Raw genomic sequence first — 16,425 nt, 5'->3', positions numbered from 1 at the left:
GCCGCTCTCGCTGCCACCGCATCCGGATACCACCACCGAGGACCAGCTCCTGCCAGCCTGCTCCGGGTTCCTTCTCGGTATTGAGTTGGATGGACGGCGTTCGGCCGACCACCAGCATCCTATCAGTCGGGAGCCGTGAGAGAGCGGTGCGCCCTCCCGGCGCGCTCAGAGCGCGAGCGTCGCGCGCGCCGCGTCGGTGAGCGCCCGGCCGTACGACGGCCCGTAGCTGGCGGCGTGCACGGCCAGCGGGTGCAGCTGGTGGAGTGGGACGCGGTCGCGCCACCCCGGGCGCAGCGGCCGGGCGGCGTCGTAGCCGGCGACGAGCTCGTCGAGGTGCGGAGCGCCGAAGAGGGCGAGCATCGCGAGGTCGGTCTCGCGGTGACCGCCGTGCGCCGCCGGGTCGATCAGCACGCCGCCGCGGGCGTCCCAGAGCAGGTTGCCGGTCCACAGGCCGCCGTGGATGCGCGCAGGCGGCTCGTCGTCGTCGAACTCCCCCGACTCCACGCGATCGACGGCCTCCCGGATCACCGGCAGCTGGTCGGCGGTGACGCTCCCCGCATCCACCGCGATCTCGAGGTACGGCCGCACCCGGTCGCGAGCGTAGAACCGGCCCCAGCTCGCCTCGTGCGCGATCCGGAGGGGGCGCTTGCCGATGAAGAGCGGGCCGTCCCAGCCGTCCGGCGGCGCGCCGAACGCGGGAGCACCGGCCGCGTGCGTCACGGCGAGCGCCGCACCGAAGGCGCGGGCGGCCTCCGCGCTCGCCCGTGTCTCGCGGATCCGCTCCAGCTCGATCCGCCCGGGGCGAACCGACGCGACGCGCACCACGCGCGCTCCCCCGGACGTCTCCGGCTCCCCGAGCCAGCGGAGCCCGGCGGCCTCCGCCTCGAAGAATCCGGCGGGCGCGTCCGCCCGCTCCTTCGTCACCGTCTCCACGCGGCCACCCTACGTCCGTCCCTGGCTGCGGGAAGGAGGAACGCGATCCCGACGCCCACGAGCGTCCCGAGCGTGTTCGCGAGCAGGTCGCTCGGGTCGCTGAACCGTGCCGGGAGGAACAGCTGGACGAACTCGATGATGAGGGTGGCTCCGATGCCGATCGTCACCGCCAGCCACCAGCGCCAGCGGCCGAGCAGGAGCGTGAACAGCAGACCCATCGGCACGAACATCAGCACATTGGCCGAGAACTCCGCCGCCGCGTAGTCCACCCAGCCGAGGCCGGGAACCGCCGACACCGCCCGCAGCAGAGACCGCAGGAGGGGGTTGCCTGCGGGGTTCCCCGGCGCCGGGTTCAGCGTGATCCACGCGACGGCCGCCAGGTAGACGGCGATCACGGCGGGGAGCACGGGACGGCGGCGCATCCTCCTATGCTGGCGCACATGACCAGTGCCTTCCGCATCCGGATGACCGGCCGCTCCACCGACGAACGACACCGGGTGTCCAGCCCGCTCGAGCTGCTGTTCGACCTGACCTTCGTCGTCGCCATCGCTCAGGTGGCCGGGCAGCTGGCGCACGCGGGCGAGACGGGGACAATCCTCGCCCACCTGCCGTTCTACCTGATGGTGTTCTTCGCCATCTGGTGGGCGTGGATGAATTTCACCTGGTTCGCCTCGGCCTACGACACCGACGACGTGCCCTACCGGCTGATGACCCTCGTGCAGATGGGCGGAGTCCTGGTGCTCGCGGCCGGCGTCCCCGCGGCGTTCGAGCACGAGAACTTCACGGCCATCATCGTCGGCTACCTGATCATGCGCTTCGCGCTGGTCGCGCAATGGGTGCGGGCGGCCGTCGAGTTTCCGGAGGGCCGGAAGACCGCGATCCGCTACGCGGTGGGCGTCTCGGCGGTGCAGGTGCTGTGGGTGGCCTGGGGCTTCCTGCCGAGCCAGCTCGCGGTCGCGACGTTCGTGCTCGGCGCGCTGCTCGAACTGGCAGTGCCGCTGTGGGCGGAGCGCCCCGGGATGACGAGCTGGCATCCGCACCACATCGCCGAGCGGTACGGGCTGTTCACGATCATCGTGCTCGGCGAGTCGGTGTCGGCCTCGGCGATCGGGGTGCAGAACGCGCTCGCCCAGTCCGGCTTCTCCGCGGCGCTGGTGTGGATAGCGGTGGCGGCGCTCGTGCTGCTGTTCGCCCTGTGGTGGCTGTACTTCCTGGAGCCGGCGGGCGAGGGGCTGCGCTCGCACCGCAACCGCTCGTTCTACTGGGGCTACGGCCACTACTTCGTGTTCGCGTCGCTGGCGGCCCTCGGTGCCGGGCTGGAGGTGGCGGTGCAGGCCGGCGCGGCGCACTCGGAGGCGTCGAACACCGCGGTCGAGTACGCCATCGCTGTCCCCGTCGCCGTGTTCCTGCTGATGCTCTACGTGCTGCACGCTCCCCTGGTGCCGGAGGTGGTCATCCGGCCGCTGAAGACGTTCGTCGCGATCGCGCTCGTGCTGCTCCTGCCGCTGGCGTCGCCGGCGATCGGCCTGGTCGGAGTGACGATCGGGATCGCGCTCGTCGCCGCCGCGCTCGTCGCGTTCACCCTCCTGGACCGTTCGCTCGCCGCGCGCACACCTCCCGAACCCCGCGACTGAACGTCGGCATATTTGGCGCAAATCTTCGGCCTGGAGGGGGCCTTGCGGGTGAGGGAGCGGCGCGGGAGAGTCGTGGGATGAGCCACCGAGACGAACGCGCCGACCAGCTGACGACCGCTCCCGCCGCCGACGAGAGCGATGCCGACCCGCGCATCGAGGTCAGCGAAGGCTCGGAGGGCCGTCGCCGGATCGACGTGCGCGATGACGCGAAGGTCCGGCCGGGAGCGGACCCCGAGCACCGCTGACCCGTACGACCACACGCAGAACGGGCCGCCACCCGAAGGTGACGGCCCGTTGTGAAGAAGTTCGCGGTGTCTGTCGAAGACGCCGGCTTCCGGCTGCGGTTATCGACGAAGACCGAGGCGCTCGATCAGCGATCGGTAGCGGTTGATGTCGATGTCCGACAGGTAGCCGAGGAGACGGCGACGCTGACCGACCAGGAGGAGCAGGCCACGACGCGAGTGGTGGTCGTGCTTGTGCTCCTTGAGGTGCTCGGTGAGATCCTTGATCCGCTTGGTCAGGATCGCGACCTGGACCTCGGGGGATCCGGTGTCACCGGGGTGGGTCGCGTACTCTTCGATGATCGCCTTCTTGGTGTCTGCATCCAGCGCCATAGAGGGATCCCCTTTCTGCTCGTTGCGCGGTGCCCGGGGCCGTATGCCTGGGCTCTCTTGATCCGCGGCCGTTAGACGGCAACTGGAAGAGTCTACCAGAGCATCCAGAGCATCCCCGCCCCGCGGCCGCTCCTCAGGAGGGCTCGGGTTCCGGCTCGAGGAGGGCGAATCCGGCGCCCTGCGGATCGACGATCTCGGCCCACCGGCCGACACCGGGAGCGGAGAGCGGCTCGGTGCGCAGCGTGCCGCCGAGCTCCGTCGCGCGCACGATCGCCGCATCCAGGTCGGCGACGTTGAAATAGACGAGCCAGTGCGCGGGTTCGGCGCCGTCCGACCGGTAGGCCCCCGCAACGCTGGTCTCGCCGACGTCGAAGAGCCCGTAGGGCTCGTCGCCCACCCGCATCTCGCTGATGCCGACGCCGAGCACCGACTCGTAGAACGGGAACGTCGACGCCGGATCGGCGGCCACCAGCTCCAGCCAGTCCACCGCGCCGGGCTCGTCGCGCAGCCAGGGGTCGCCCTGCTCCTTCCGCTGCCAGAGACCGAACACAGCGCCGGCCGGGTCGGAGACGATGGCGAGCCGGATGCCGGCGACCGGCTCGCCCGGCTCCAGCAGCACCGTCCCTCCCGCAGTGGTGACCGTCTCCGCCGCTGCGGTCAGGTCGTCGACGGAGAAGTAGACCGTCCACATCGTCGGGACATCGTCCGACGGCAGCGGTCCCAGCGCGGCGACAGGGACGCCGCGGGTGCGGGCGAGCGAGAACCCGCCGGACTCGGCCGACGGGGCAGAGACGTCCCAGCCGAACAGCGACCGGTAGTAGGTGGCGGCGGCGGGCTGGTCCGGGCTCTGGAGGTCGACCCAGACCGGCGTGCCCTGCGGGAATACGTCTTCGATCGGCATGGGCCTCACGCTACTCGCCGCCGCCCAGGGCGGCGAGAGCGGATCGGACGCGGTGCGGCCGAACAGCAGGATGCGGCTCAGACGCCGCGCAGCACCTCGTCCATCGCGGCGACCACGACCGGCCCGGGCGGTCCGTCGTCGTGGCGCGCCCACCACAGCAGCGCGGAGAAGTCGGCCGAGCCGATCGCGTCCGCGAGCACCTGCACGCGCAGTGCGTCGGGGTCGGCCCCGAGGCGGCGGGCGAGGAAGCCGACGAGGATGCCGCGGTTCGCGGCGATGGCGGTGAGGCCGAACCCGACCAGGGCGGGATGCGTCCCCATGAGCGCCATGCGGCGCCGCGTGGCCTCCTCCGCCTCCGGCGTCAGCGTCAGCGACTCGGTCGCCGCGCGCGCGAGCACCTCGCGCAGCGGCTCGTCGTCCCCCGCGGCGTCGAGCACCGCGCGCATCCGACCGACCACCGGTTCGACACCGCCCCAGACCAGGTCGGGCTTGCTCGGGAAGTAGCGGAACAGCGTCCTCCGCCCGATGCCGGCGAGCCGCGCGATGTCGTCCATCGTCGTCTGCTCGTACCCGTGCTCGTCGAAGCGGCGGAGCGCCAGGAGGGCCACCGACTCTGGATCGACATCGGCCGGGCGTCCGCGACGGCGCGGCGGTGGCGCATCGGGCGAGGTCATGCTCCGATCATGGCACCGCTTCGCCCGGCGACGAGGCCCGCACGCGCTCCACGGCCTGCGCGAGCGTGCGCAGCCCGTCCGGGATCTGCTCGGCCGGGATGCCGCCGAAGCCGAGCAGCAGGCCGTCCGGCCCGGCGCCGACGCGGAACCGCGACACCGGCTGCACCGCGACGCCGGCGACCGCGGCCCGATCGGCGACGCGGCGGCCGTCGATGTCGCCGTCCGCGCCGTCCGCGAGCAGCGCGAGATGGAGGCCGGCGACGGACGGGACGAGGCGGAGGCCCGGCAGCAGCTCCCCCGCGGCACGGACCAGCTCCGCATGCCGCTGCTCGTAGACGCGGGTCGCCGACCGGACGTGCCGCGCGAACCCGCCCGAGTCGAGGAATCGCGCCATCGCCCGTTGCGTGACCACGTCGTTGTGCCAGTCGCTCAGCCGTTTCGCGTGCCGCAGCGCGGGCAGGAGGCTCGGCGGCGCGACGACGAAGCCAAGCCGCAGCGCCGGTGCCATCGTCTTGGAGAACGTGCCGACGTAGACGACGCGGCCGTCCGCATCCAGTCGCTGCAACGGGTCGAGCGGCCGCGCACCGAACCGGTACTCGCTGTCGTAGTCGTCCTCGATGACGACGGCGTCGTTGCGGGCCGCCCACTCCAGCAGGGCGACCCGACGCTCGAGCGGGAGCACACCGCCGAGCGGGAACTGGTGCGACGGCGTCACGTACAGCAGCCGCGCCGGCGGAAGCAGGTCGACGCGGAGCCCGAACTCGTCGACCGGCACCGGGACGACGAGGGCCCCCGTCGTCTCGAACAGCTGGCGGACGGGCGGATAGCCGGGGTCCTCGACGACCACGGTGTCGCCCGGGGTCAGCAGCACCCGGGCGAGCAGGTCGAACGCCTGCTGGGCGCCGTTGGTCACCAGCACGTCGCCCGGCCCGGCGTCCACCGACCGCGCGAGGGCGAGGTGGCGCGCGATCCCCTCGCGCAGCCGCTCGACGCCGCCCGGGTCGGCGTAGAGGGCCGAGCGCGCGAAGCCGCCGCGGAGCTCGGCCGTGACGTAGGGGCGCCAGGTCTCCAGCGGGAAGAGGGCGGGATCGGGCGCCCCGACGCTGAAGTCGTAGGCGATCGGGCGCGGCTCGGTCCACAGCGGGTCGTCGAGGTAGCTCCAGGTCGCGTTCGGCCGGGCGGCGCCGGGCCGGGTGGCGCCGGGCCGGGCGACCCCGGACGGAGAGCGGCGGGATGCGGCCCCCGCGCCTCCCGGCGCACCGGTGTAGGCGACGAATGTCCCGGCACCCACCCGCGCGGCCAGGTACCCCTCGGCGGTCAGCCGTTCGTACGCGGTCGCGACGGTCGAGCGGGAGACCTGGAGCCGCTCGGCGAGCTCGCGCGTCGCCGGCAGTTTCTCTCCGCGGCGCAGCCGGCCGTCCACGACCGCGTCGCGCAGCTGGCGGTAGATGCGGTCCGCGCGGTCGCCCCGCCCGCCGATCGCGACATGCAGTTCCAGGATGCCCTCCGGGGCTCGACGAATGGCCTGATCGGAATCGATCGGAATGGATCTTACCCACAGCCAATCCGGTTCCTAGCGTGGAGGACATGACAGAACGCATCCAACTCCCCACCATCGTCCCCGAGGGCTACCGCAAGGTCATCAACCTCGACGGCTACGTTGGCGGAAAGGTCGAGGAGCCCCTCGGCGACCTCATCAAGCTCCGCGCCTCGCAGATCAACGGCTGCACCTACTGCGTCGACATGCACTCGGTCGATCTGCAGGGACGCGGCGTCCCGCTCCGCAAGGTCTTCGCGGTCTCGGCCTGGCGCGAGTCGCCGTGGTTCACCGACCGCGAGCGCGTCGCGCTCGAGCTCACCGAGGCCGTGACGCTCATCCACGAGGACGGCGTGCCCGACGATCTCTACCAGCGAGCGCTCGACGAGTTCGGCGAGGAGGGCCTGGCGAACGTGCTGCTCGCCATCGCGACCATCAACATCTGGAACCGCATCGCCATCCCGACCCGGATGCAGCCGCCCGCCCTCTGATCCGCCGCTCGCGCGAAAGGGAGGAGATTCACCCGCTGAGCACCCCGAGACGCAGAAAACGGAGGGGATCGCCACGGCCGTTGCCGGGATCCCCTCCGTTTCCGACGAGCGGTTCGGAGTCGGCCGAGGTCAGCTGACGCCGAGCAGGTCGATCACGAAGATCAGGGTCTTGCCCGACAGCGGGTGACCGCCGCCGGCGGGGCCGTACGCGAGCGCCGGCGGGACGGTGAGCTTGCGGCGACCGCCGACCTTCATGCCGGGGATCCCCTCCTGCCAGCCCTTGATGAGGTTGTTCAGCGGGAAGTTGATCGACTGGCCGCGGCTCCAGGAGGAGTCGAACTCCTCGCCGGTCTCGTACTCGACGCCGAGGTAGTGCACGTCGACCTTCGCGCCGGGGGTGGCCTCGGGGCCGGTGCCCTCGACGATGTCGACGATCTCGAGGGTCTCCGGAGCCGGCCCCTCGGGGGCGTCGACGTCCGGCTTCTGGTTGGTGTTCTCTGCCATGCCTCCCATCCAACCGGTGCCGGGGTGCCGCGTCAAAGCGCGTTCGCTCACCGCGCAGTCGCGATCGGGGGTTGCGTTCCGACCGCACCGGGGGCATCCTTGACGCATAACTCGATCCCCCGGGAGCGCTGCAGGCATCGCCGCACCACCGGGGGTCGAGTCTGTTAACGGCGGGTGCGGGCGTCAGGCCCCGCCGAAGACCTTGCCCGGGTTGAGGATGCCGAGCGGGTCGAACACCGACTTCAGCTTCACCTGCAGCTCGTACGAGTCCGGTCCGATCTCGTCCGCGAGCCAGCGCCGCTTGAGGACGCCGACGCCGTGCTCGCCGGTCAGCGTCCCGCCGAGGGCGATGGCGGTCCGGAACAGGTCGTTCGCCGCATCCCAGACCGCGTCGGGCACCGTTTCGCCCGTGTAGACGAAGTTCGGGTGCAGGTTGCCGTCGCCGGCGTGGGCGACGGTGGGGATGGGGATGCCGTACCGCTCGGAGATGCGCTCGATCGCCGCGAACATCTCGGGCATCCGCGACCGCGGGACCGCGACGTCTTCGATGAGCACCTCGCCGGAGGAGGCCAGCGCCGGGTGGAACGCGCGGCGGATCGCCAGCAGCCGCTCCCCCTCCTGGGCGTCGGCGGCGACCCGGACCGTCCCGCCCGTCTCCGCCAGCAGGTCGCCCGCGGCCGTCGCGTCGACCGCCGCCGTCGCGCCGTCGAACTGGACGAGGAGGTAGGCCGCGCCGCCGGCCGCGCCGAACGCGTCCTCGATCGTCGCCGGGCCGAGGTACGCCGCGATGCGCTCCAGCGCCGGGGCGTCGAGAAGCTCCATCACCGCCGGGCGCAGCCGGGCCGCCGTGATCCGCGCGGAGGCCTGCGCCGCCGCCGTGACGTCGGAGAACAGCGCACCGAGGGTCACCGGCTCGCCCGGCGGGATGGGCTGGGCCCGCACCGTGGCGCCGACGATGACGCCGAGGGTCCCCTCCGAGCCGACGAAGAGCGCCGTCAGGTCGTAGCCGGTGACGCCCTTGACGGTGCGGTGCCCGGTGTGGATGAGGCGTCCGTCCGCGAGCACCACGTCGAGCCCCAGCACGGCCTCCCGCGTGACGCCGTACTTCGCGCAGAGCAGCCCGCCTGCGTTGGTCGCGATGTTGCCGCCGACGGTCGAGACGGCCTTGCTGGCCGGGTCGGGCGCGAAGAAGAGGCCGTAGGGTTCCAGCGCCGCATTGAGGTCGCTGTTGACGACGCCGGGCTCGACGACGGCGAGCTGATCGTCGGCCGAGATCTCGACGATCCGGTTCAGGGCGGACACGTCGAGCACGATGGAGCCGTCGGTGCCGTTCGCGCCGCCCGCCAGACCGGTGCCGGCACCCCGCGGGACGACGGGGACGCGGAACTCACTGGCCGCCCGCAGAGTGGCCTGGACCTGTTCCACCGTCCGCGCCGTCACGATGGCGAGCGGGCGCCCATCGGCCACCCAGCCCGAGCGATCGGTGCGGGCGGCATCCAGGAGTGCGGGATCGGTCGTCAGCGCGCCGGCGTCGACGGCCTCCTCGCCGAGCGCGGCCGCGAGCCAGTCGAGTACGTCCATCCCCTCAGGCTAGCGATCGGCGGCGGCACCACGTTCGCGCTCGTGTCCGATTTCCGCTATCGGATGTCGGCGGCGGGTGTCACGCTGGAGGACATGACCACGCTGCAGCACCCCCGGCCCGTCGCCACGGCGACGCCGGACGGCCCCCTGGCCGACCCGGTCTTCGCCGAGCGCTACCGGGCGATGAGCGCGAAGGACGCGCGCTTCGACGGGCAGTTCATCACCGGCGTGCACACCACCGGCATCTACTGTCGCCCCAGCTGCCCGGCGGTCACGCCGAAGCCGGGCAACGTCAGCTTCTACCTCACGGCCGCGGCGGCGCACGAAGCCGGGCTCCGCGCCTGCAAGCGCTGCCTCCCGGACGCCGTCCCCGGTTCTCCCGAATGGAACATCCGCGACGACCTCGCCGCCCGGGCCATGCGCCTCATCGCGGACGGGACGGTCGAGCGGGAGGGCGTCCCGGGTCTCGCCCATCGGCTCGGCTACACCCCGCGTCACCTGAACCGCGTGCTCACCGCGGAGCTCGGCGCCGGGCCGTTGGCGCTCGCCAGAGCCCACCGCGCACAGACCGCCCGCCTGCTGCTGACGGGAAGCGATCTGCCGATCACCGATGTCGCCTTCGCCGCCGGCTTCCGCAGCGTCCGGCAGTTCAACGAGACGATGAGCGAGGTGTACCGGCTGACACCCGGCGCCATCCGCACCGCCGCCCGGCGCTCCCCCGCCGCCGCGCACCGCGAGCCGGGCACCGTGAGCCTGAGTCTGCGGCTGCCCGCCCGCGCACCGTTCGACGGCGCGTCGGTGCTCGGCTTCCTGGCGGCCCGCGCGATCGACGGGATGGAGACCGCTGGCGCCGACGGCGCCTGGTACGCCCGGACGCTGCGGCTCCCGCACGGTCCAGCGGTCGTCCGGCTGGCCCTCGCCGGCACGGCCGCGGCCCCCGCCGTGCAGTGCGACGCCTCCCTCGCCGATGTCGCCGATCTCGCACCGCTCGTGGCACGGGTGCGGCGCCTCCTCGACCTCGACGCGGACGCGGAGGCCATCGACGCCGTGCTGGCCGCCGATCCCGCGCTCGCTCCCAGCGTCGCCGCAGCGCCCGGCCTCCGCGTTCCGGGGGCCGTGGATGCGGAGGAGATCGTCTTCCGCGCCCTGATCGGGCAGCAGGTCTCGGTGGCCGCCGCCCGGACCGCGCTCACCCGGCTCACCGACGCCCTCGGCGAGCGGCTCGACCTGCCTGTGCCCGGCGGGGGCGCCTTCACCCGCTTGTTCCCGACCGCCGCCGCGATCGCCGAGCGCGGTCGCGACGTGCTCCGTGGTCCGGCCCGCCGGGTGGACGCGATCATCGGCGTCGCCGAGGCGCTGGCCGGCGGGCGGCTCCGCATCGACGTCGGCGAGTCGCGCGACGACCTCGAACAGCGACTGATGGCGCTGCCCGGAATCGGCCCGTGGACGGCCGGCTACGTCGCCCTGCGTGTGCTGGGGAGCCCGGACATCCTGCTCACCGGCGACCTCGCCCTGCGGCAGGGGGCCGCGCGGCTCGGCCTCCCGGCGGATCCACGCGGCCTCGCAGAGCACGGTGCCCGGTGGGCTCCCTGGCGCAGCTACGCGGGCCTGCACCTGTGGCGCGCCTAGCCCGGCGGCTCCCTCTCCCCGCTTCACGGCACGCGTAGGATTGCCGGGTGCCGACCATCTCCGTCGTCATCCCGGCCCTCGACGACGCCGAGATGCTCACCCGCTGCCTCAGCGACCTGGCCGCACAGCTGCGCCCGGCCGACGAGATCATCGTGGTCGACAACGGCAGCAGCGACGGAACGGCGGACGTCGCACGGGCGGCTGGCGCGCGCGTGATCGACCAGCCGCACCGCGGGATCTGGCCCGCCGCAGCCACCGGGTACGACGCGGCGACCGGCGACATCATCGCCCGGCTGGACGCCGACTCCCGTCCCCCGGCCGATTGGCTGCTCCACATCGAGGCCGAGCTGGTGGATGCGCCGGAGGTCGGCGTCCTCACCGGCCGCGGTGTGTTCTACGACGGGAACACGGTCGTCGCCGGGATCGGGCAGGTGCTCTACATCGGCGGCTACTTCTGGTCGATGGGGATCTGGCTCGGCAACCCGCCGATCTTCGGCTCGAACTTCGCCATGCGCCGCGAGGTCTGGCTGGATGTGCGTGCGCGGGTCCACCGCGACCGCGGCGACATCCACGACGATCTCGACCTCGCCATCCACCTCAGCCTCGACACCGTTGTCCGCTATGACGACCGGCTCACCGTCGGCATCTCCGCCCGGCCGTTCTCGACCTGGCGCGGGTTCGGACGCCGCCTGCACTGGGCGTACACGACGTTGAGCATGCATCTTCCGGAGCAGTCGCCCTGGCGCCGTCGCGCCGCCCGGCGCCGCCTGGAGCATGAGCGCGAGAGGGACGCACCGGGCGCGGTCGCCTGAAACCGATAGCCTGGATCGGTGAGATTCTCGCACCTCAGCACCGCCGCAGATCCCAGGCCTCGCCTGGCCGCCGTCATCGGAGACGGAGCACTCTTCCTCGACGAGGTGATGGCGCGGCCGCCGAGAGACCTGCAGGAGCTGATCGAGCGCGGTGACGAGGGTCTGGCCGAGGTGCGTTCGGTGGTCGCAGCCGCGGAGGTCGATGGCCGCGAGCTGCCGGCCGTCCACGAGCTGCGCCACGCCTCCGCGATCCTGCGCCCGCCGCACGTGATCGCGATCGGCGCGAACTACGCCGCGCACGCCTCCGAACTGAAGCTGCGCAGCGAGAAGGCCGCGACCGTCTTCAACCTCTGGCCCAACTCGCTGGCCGGGCACGGCGGCACCACGACGTGGCCGGCCGATCTCTCGACCCAGGTGGACTACGAGGCCGAGCTGGGGGTCGTCATCGGCCGTCCGGCGCGCAACGTCTCCGTGCAGGACGCCCTGGACTACGTCTGGGGCTACACCGTGGTGAACGACATCACCGCGCGCGACCTGCAGTTCTCGGAGGCGCAGTGGTCGCGCTGCAAGTCGTTCGACGGGTTCACGCCCACCGGCCCCGTCGTCGTCACGGCGGACGAGATCCCCGACCCGCAGGACCTCTGGCTGACCACGAACGTCGATGGTGCGATCCTGCAGGATGCCTCGACGGCCGATATGGTCCGCAGCGTCCCCGAGCTGATCGAGTTCCTCTCCCGCTCGGCCACGATCCCGCCGGGGACCCTGATCTCGACCGGGAGCCCGGGCGGTGCGGGCTACTCCCGGACCCCGCCCGTCTTCCTCCGGGACCGCTCCACGGTGACGGTCTCCATCGGCGGGATCGGGTACCTCACGACGTACTGCCGCGTCACCTGAGCCACCTGCCGCGCCAGGTGCGTTAGCGTAATGCCTGTGTCGATCGGAGAGAGGCGCCCGGTCACGGGTGGGGACGACGAGGCCGCGCGCCTCGATGCCGCCCTGCCCGACATCGACTGGTCGGTCGCACCCGTCGGCACGGTCTTCTCCCGCTTCCGCGCCCCCAGCGGCGAGCTGGCGGTCGCAGCCCTCGGCGATCCCGCCGACCCGCGCGTCGTCCTCATCCCCGGTGTGACCGGCTCGAAAGAGGACTTCTACCTGTTGGCGCCCATCCTCGTGGCGGCCGGCTACTACGTGCAGAGCTTCGACCTGGCCGGGCAGTACGAGTCGGCGGATGCCGGTCCGGTGCCGGGCGGCCACTACACCTACCCCCTGCTCGTGGCGGATGTCGTCGCCTTCCTCCGTGACGGCCGCCCGGCGCACGTGCTCGGCTACTCCTTCGCGGGGATCCTGGCGCAGCTGGCGCTGGTCGAGCACCCCGAGCTGTTCCGCTCCCTCACCCTCCTGACAGCGCCGCCCGAGCCGGGCCAGTCCTTCCGCGGGGTGCGGATCATCGGCGTGCTCAGCTGGTTCGCGACGGCCCGCATCGGCGCGAGCCTGATGATCTGGGGCATCACGACGAACAAGAACAGGGTCTCCGACAGCCGGCTGGCGTTCGTGCGGTCACGGTTCGCGCTCACCCGCCGCTCCAGCGTCGACGACATCGTCGGTCTGATGAAGCGCGTTCCGGACGTGCGCGCACGCGTCGCGGCCAGCGGCATCCCGCTGCTCGTCGTCACGGGCGACCACGACCTCTGGCCCACCCACCTGCACGCCGCGAACGCGGAAGCACTGGGTGCTCGTCTCGCGGTGTACCGCACCGGGCACAGCCCGTGCGAGACCGCACCGCACCAGCTCGGGCGCGACATGATCACCCTGTTCCGCGAGGCCGAGTCCAGGGGGCGGTGACGGCCGGCCCTCCGGGCCAAAAGCCTAGGCCCCACATTTGGGGGTAGTGACTCTTTCTCCCGCTGAGCCACCATGAGAGGGCAGCGAGGGGGATGGTATGGATCAATGTCTGAAGACGACTTCCTTCACCCGCCGCACGCTCCGCGGCTCCGCGAACACGTCGGCATGATCCGCTGGCAACGCGTCGGCGACGGTGAATGGTCGATGGAGACTGCTCGCGGCCAGTACGTCGGGGGCAACAGCCACGTGTGGCGGGTCCGTCTCTACGACGGCGTCGAGCTCGAGTACGACCTCGACGAATGGGCGCCCTTCAACTGACTCTCTTCCGGTGCCGTCCGCCGCGCCACGAGCGGGACGCCGCGGACGGCACCGGCGTGCACTCCCCCTCCGAATGGGGATCGACCAGCGCCCGCCGACCGTCCTATGGTCGCAGCATGAGCGACGACCATGCGGACGGATGGATGCTCACCTGCATCCTCATCGCCCGTGACGGCAGCGAGACCTCCTTGACGGTGCCCGCCCTCGCCAGAAGACCGCCCAATCGCATCCGTCGGCCTTCGGAGATCGGTGGCGCGGCGGTCGTCGACGTCTATGTGTTCTCCGAGTTCCGCGGGACTCCGCAGCGCGCCGTGTACCTGTACGAATCCACCGTGCCGCAGAGCACGGACGAACTCCCGGCGGACGGCTCCCCGCCCGCCGGTCCCGCCCCGTCCGACTAAACGCCGGTCGGATCAGGTCGGGTGCCGGCACTCGGCGCAGCGAGATTCCCCGGTGCCGGCACCCTTGTCGTCATGTCAGGCATGACGACCTCTGTGGACGACTGCCATCACCCTCGCAGTCGGCAGTCGATGAGCCTAGACAGCACCTTTCGCTCTACTCCCGGCTGTCTTTCGGCGCGCATCCGGCCCCCGTACCGTGCGGAGGATGGACGACGTGACCGAATTCCGTGCCGAGCTGTTCCACGACGGCGTCGTGAAGGAGGTCAGCCTCCCGGTCACCGACCACGCGGCGCCGCCGCCCCATGTGCGCGTCGCAGCGGTGGACGCGCAGGGTGGCCGGGTCGTCGATGTCTTCCTGCTCAGTGACGCGTCCGGCTGGCCCGCGCGGGCCGGTTACCGCTATGCGGGAAGCATGCCGATGCGCCCATCGTCCGGGACCACACCCTGAGCCGTGTACCGAAGCCGGGCCGGTTGGCGGGAGCTGTCGGTGACCGCCGTCTGCAGGTGCAGGAAGAACAACGTGAACGACCGGTCGAGCGTGTCGGAGCCCGCGAGGCCGTGAAGCGTGCTGTCGGCCGCGACTTCGCGGGCGTTGGCCAGCAGCGCCTCCTCCTCCACCCGCACCTCCACGATGCGGCCGTCGGGGGCCGTCACCTGCAGCACCAGCCCGTCGGCATCCACGACGCGCACGCCCGGCGCCCGCTCGAGGGACCGCAGGAAGCGGTCCACGATCCGTCCTTCGTCCTGCGGCATCCGTCTCTCCCTCCGGCGGAGCCGGCCCGAACCCGCTGGACCACGGGGAAGCCGGACATCCGTCCATAGGAGTAGACGAACGGGTCTGAGAACGATGACGGGCGAGGCGAACCCGGGGTCACTCCGTATCGGAGCGCGCCTCGCGGATGGCGTCCGCCTGGATCACCGGGATGGCCGTCGTGACGACCTCGAGTCCGCTCAGGCGGGCCGGCGACAGCAGCCGGGTGACCTCCTCGCGGCTCATCAGCTTCGCCTCGACGACGAGGTCGGCGACGTTGCGGCCGGTGAGCAGCGCCGACTTGGCGAGGGCGGCCGACGCGGCGTAGCCGATGTGCGGCGTGAGCGCCGTGATGACGCCGACGGACGATCCGACCATGGCGCCGAGGCGCTCCTCGTTGGCGGTGATGCCGTCGACGCAGTTGATGCGGAGCGTGCGGAACGCCTGGGCCATCCACGTGATGCTCTGCAGCAGCGAGTGCGCGATCACGGGTTCGAAGGCGTTGAGCTGGAGCTGGCCGCCCTCCGCCGCCATGGTGACCGTCACATCCGCGCCTGCGACCGAGAAGGCCACCTGGTTGACGACCTCCGGGATGACCGGGTTGACCTTGCCCGGCATGATGCTGGAGCCGGCCTGCCGCGGCGGCAGGTTGATCTCGCCGAGACCTGCCTGGGGTCCGGAGGAGAGCAGCCGGAGGTCGTTGCAGATCTTGGACAGCTTGATCGCGCTGCGCTTGAGGGAGCCGGAGAACGACATGAACGCGCCGGCGTCGCTGGTCGACTCGATGAGGTCGGGGGCGGTCTCGAGATTCAGGCCGGTGATGGCGTTGAGGTGGCGGACGGCGGCCGCTGCGTACCCCGGATCCGCGGTGATGCCGGTGCCGATCGCGGTCGCGCCGAGGTTGATCTCGGCCAGCAGCCACTTGGTCTCGGTGAGGCGGGCGTGGTCCTCGGTCAGGGTGGTGGCGAAGCCGTGGAACTCCTGCCCGAGCGTCATGGGAACGGCGTCCTGCAGCTGCGTCCGGCCGACCTTGAGGATGTTGCGGAACTCGGCCGCCTTCGCCGCGAAGGAGTCGCGCAGCAGGGCGAGCTCGTCGAGCAGGTGCCCGAGGGCGAAGGTGAGCCCGATCTTGATCGCGGTCGGGTACGTGTCGTTCGTGCTCTGGCTGCGGTTCACGTCGTCGATCGGGTGCAGGTGCGAGTAGTCGCCCTTCTCGTGCCCGTCGAGCTCGAGGGCGATGTTCGCGATCACCTCGTTGGCGTTCATGTTCGTGGAGGTGCCCGCGCCTCCCTGCATGACGCCGACGACGAATTGGTCGTGGTAACGGCCGTCGATGATGAGCTGGCAGGCGCGGTCGATCAGCTCGGCCGTGTGCGCATCCAGCACGCCGATCTCGGCGTTGGCACGCGCGGCGGCCTGCTTCACGCTGGCCAGGGCGACGATGAGGTCCGGGTAGACGGAGATCGGGCGCTTCGCGATCGGGAAGTTCTCCAGGGCGCGGGAGGTGTGGATGCCCCAGTAGGCGTCGGCCGGGATCTCCCGGCTCCCCAGCGAGTCGGTCTCGATGCGGGTCGGCCGTCCGTCCGCGCTGGGGGTGGGGACGTCGGAGACGTTCTCGGACGCGTCGACGATCGCCGGTCCGGACGGGGTCACGACGGGGATGGGGGATGTCTTGGACTCGTCCATGGTTGCTGTCGGGTTCACGGTTGGCACCGTTGCCTCTCGTTGTGCGTTGGCATGACTCTCTGGCGCCGGACGTTCGTGGCCTCCGGCAGTGCCGAGCCTACCCCCGGGCACATCGCG

Annotated in this window: 19 protein-coding genes; 9 read left to right on the top strand and 10 right to left on the bottom strand. The window is 71.8% G+C overall.

Annotated elements, in window-relative coordinates:
* Nucleotides 1-165 precede the first annotated feature (165 nt).
* Together BJ963_RS02535 and BJ963_RS02530 are read right to left on the bottom strand one after the other, a co-directional pair.
* Nucleotides 166-924, bottom strand: a complete 759-nt coding sequence (locus BJ963_RS02535; protein ID WP_179458003.1) for a fructosamine kinase family protein — start codon at nt 922-924, stop codon at nt 166-168.
* The gene (locus tag BJ963_RS02530) at nt 921-1,355 is read right to left on the bottom strand and encodes a VanZ family protein (RefSeq protein WP_179454388.1); all 435 of its coding nucleotides are present in this window, start codon (nt 1,353-1,355) and stop codon (nt 921-923) included. Before BJ963_RS02530 ends, BJ963_RS02535 begins: the two co-directional genes overlap by 4 nt.
* Nucleotides 1,356-1,373: 18 nt before the next feature.
* Between BJ963_RS02530 and BJ963_RS02525 the strand changes: the two genes are divergently transcribed.
* On the top strand, nt 1,374-2,567 hold the full coding sequence (locus BJ963_RS02525) for a low temperature requirement protein A (RefSeq protein ID WP_246297975.1): 1,194 nt from the start codon (nt 1,374-1,376) through the stop codon (nt 2,565-2,567).
* Between the two features lie 77 nt (nt 2,568-2,644).
* The gene (locus BJ963_RS02520; RefSeq protein WP_179454384.1) at nt 2,645-2,812 is read left to right on the top strand and encodes a hypothetical protein; all 168 of its coding nucleotides are present in this window, start codon (nt 2,645-2,647) and stop codon (nt 2,810-2,812) included.
* A 99-nt stretch (nt 2,813-2,911) separates the two neighbouring features.
* Here the strand turns inward: BJ963_RS02520 and rpsO are convergent, their stop codons facing one another.
* From rpsO to pdxR, 4 genes are all read right to left on the bottom strand, one after another.
* Nucleotides 2,912-3,181, bottom strand: a complete 270-nt coding sequence (gene rpsO / locus BJ963_RS02515) for a 30S ribosomal protein S15 (protein WP_018190446.1) — start codon at nt 3,179-3,181, stop codon at nt 2,912-2,914.
* A 133-nt stretch (nt 3,182-3,314) separates the two neighbouring features.
* On the bottom strand, nt 3,315-4,082 hold the full coding sequence (locus tag BJ963_RS02510; protein ID WP_179454382.1) for a VOC family protein: 768 nt from the start codon (nt 4,080-4,082) through the stop codon (nt 3,315-3,317).
* Nucleotides 4,083-4,159: 77 nt separating this feature from the next.
* On the bottom strand, nt 4,160-4,756 hold the full coding sequence (locus tag BJ963_RS02505; protein WP_179454380.1) for an acyl-CoA-like ligand-binding transcription factor: 597 nt from the start codon (nt 4,754-4,756) through the stop codon (nt 4,160-4,162).
* Between the two features lie 7 nt (nt 4,757-4,763).
* Nucleotides 4,764-6,206 carry a MocR-like pyridoxine biosynthesis transcription factor PdxR gene (pdxR, locus tag BJ963_RS02500; protein WP_484497032.1) on the bottom strand — a complete coding sequence of 481 codons (1,443 nt, stop codon included), beginning with the start codon at nt 6,204-6,206 and terminating at the stop codon, nt 4,764-4,766.
* A gap of 137 nt (nt 6,207-6,343) precedes the next feature.
* On the opposite strand from pdxR, the gene BJ963_RS02495 reads away from it, so the two are divergent.
* A complete protein-coding gene (locus BJ963_RS02495; protein WP_089916815.1) occupies nt 6,344-6,784 on the top strand; it encodes a carboxymuconolactone decarboxylase family protein in 441 nt (146 codons plus the stop codon).
* A 129-nt stretch (nt 6,785-6,913) separates the two neighbouring features.
* On the opposite strand, the gene BJ963_RS02490 is transcribed toward BJ963_RS02495, so the two are convergent.
* Both BJ963_RS02490 and BJ963_RS02485 read right to left on the bottom strand, forming a co-directional pair.
* Nucleotides 6,914-7,288 (bottom strand): FKBP-type peptidyl-prolyl cis-trans isomerase, encoded by a 375-nt coding sequence (locus BJ963_RS02490; protein ID WP_089912339.1) that lies wholly within the window; start codon nt 7,286-7,288, stop codon nt 6,914-6,916.
* A gap of 183 nt (nt 7,289-7,471) precedes the next feature.
* Entirely contained in the window at nt 7,472-8,869 is a 1,398-nt protein-coding gene (locus BJ963_RS02485; RefSeq protein ID WP_179454377.1) for an FAD-binding oxidoreductase, read from the bottom strand.
* 63 nt (nt 8,870-8,932) lie between these two features.
* On the opposite strand from BJ963_RS02485, the gene BJ963_RS02480 reads away from it, so the two are divergent.
* The 6 genes from BJ963_RS02480 (at nt 8,933) to BJ963_RS02450 (ending at nt 14,319) form a co-directional block, all read left to right on the top strand.
* Entirely contained in the window at nt 8,933-10,498 is a 1,566-nt protein-coding gene (locus tag BJ963_RS02480) for a DNA-3-methyladenine glycosylase 2 (RefSeq protein WP_281363868.1), read from the top strand.
* A gap of 47 nt (nt 10,499-10,545) precedes the next feature.
* Entirely contained in the window at nt 10,546-11,310 is a 765-nt protein-coding gene (locus BJ963_RS02475; protein ID WP_179454373.1) for a glycosyltransferase, read from the top strand.
* 18 nt (nt 11,311-11,328) lie between these two features.
* Nucleotides 11,329-12,204 (top strand): fumarylacetoacetate hydrolase family protein, encoded by an 876-nt coding sequence (locus BJ963_RS02470; protein ID WP_179454371.1) that lies wholly within the window; start codon nt 11,329-11,331, stop codon nt 12,202-12,204.
* Between the two features lie 30 nt (nt 12,205-12,234).
* Nucleotides 12,235-13,152, top strand: coding sequence for an alpha/beta fold hydrolase (locus BJ963_RS02465; protein ID WP_179454369.1), 918 nt, complete (start codon nt 12,235-12,237; stop codon nt 13,150-13,152).
* Between the two features lie 434 nt (nt 13,153-13,586).
* Nucleotides 13,587-13,871 (top strand): hypothetical protein, encoded by a 285-nt coding sequence (locus BJ963_RS02455; RefSeq protein ID WP_179454360.1) that lies wholly within the window; start codon nt 13,587-13,589, stop codon nt 13,869-13,871.
* Between the two features lie 214 nt (nt 13,872-14,085).
* Nucleotides 14,086-14,319, top strand: coding sequence for an ACT domain-containing protein (locus BJ963_RS02450; protein WP_157696933.1), 234 nt, complete (start codon nt 14,086-14,088; stop codon nt 14,317-14,319).
* On the opposite strand, the gene BJ963_RS02445 is transcribed toward BJ963_RS02450, so the two are convergent.
* Together BJ963_RS02445 and BJ963_RS02440 are read right to left on the bottom strand one after the other, a co-directional pair.
* Nucleotides 14,271-14,624 (bottom strand): ABC transporter substrate-binding protein, encoded by a 354-nt coding sequence (locus BJ963_RS02445; protein ID WP_179454358.1) that lies wholly within the window; start codon nt 14,622-14,624, stop codon nt 14,271-14,273. The two genes, BJ963_RS02450 and BJ963_RS02445, sit on opposite strands and share 49 nt — an antisense overlap.
* Before the next feature lie 118 nt (nt 14,625-14,742).
* Nucleotides 14,743-16,308, bottom strand: coding sequence for an aspartate ammonia-lyase (locus BJ963_RS02440; RefSeq protein WP_089912365.1), 1,566 nt, complete (start codon nt 16,306-16,308; stop codon nt 14,743-14,745).
* Nucleotides 16,309-16,425 lie beyond the last annotated feature (117 nt).

Origin of the sequence: Leifsonia soli (assembly GCF_013408745.1) — a bacterium.
Classification (GTDB): Bacteria; Actinomycetota; Actinomycetes; order Actinomycetales; family Microbacteriaceae; genus Leifsonia; species Leifsonia soli.
This window is presented reverse-complemented; position numbering and strand designations above follow the sequence as displayed.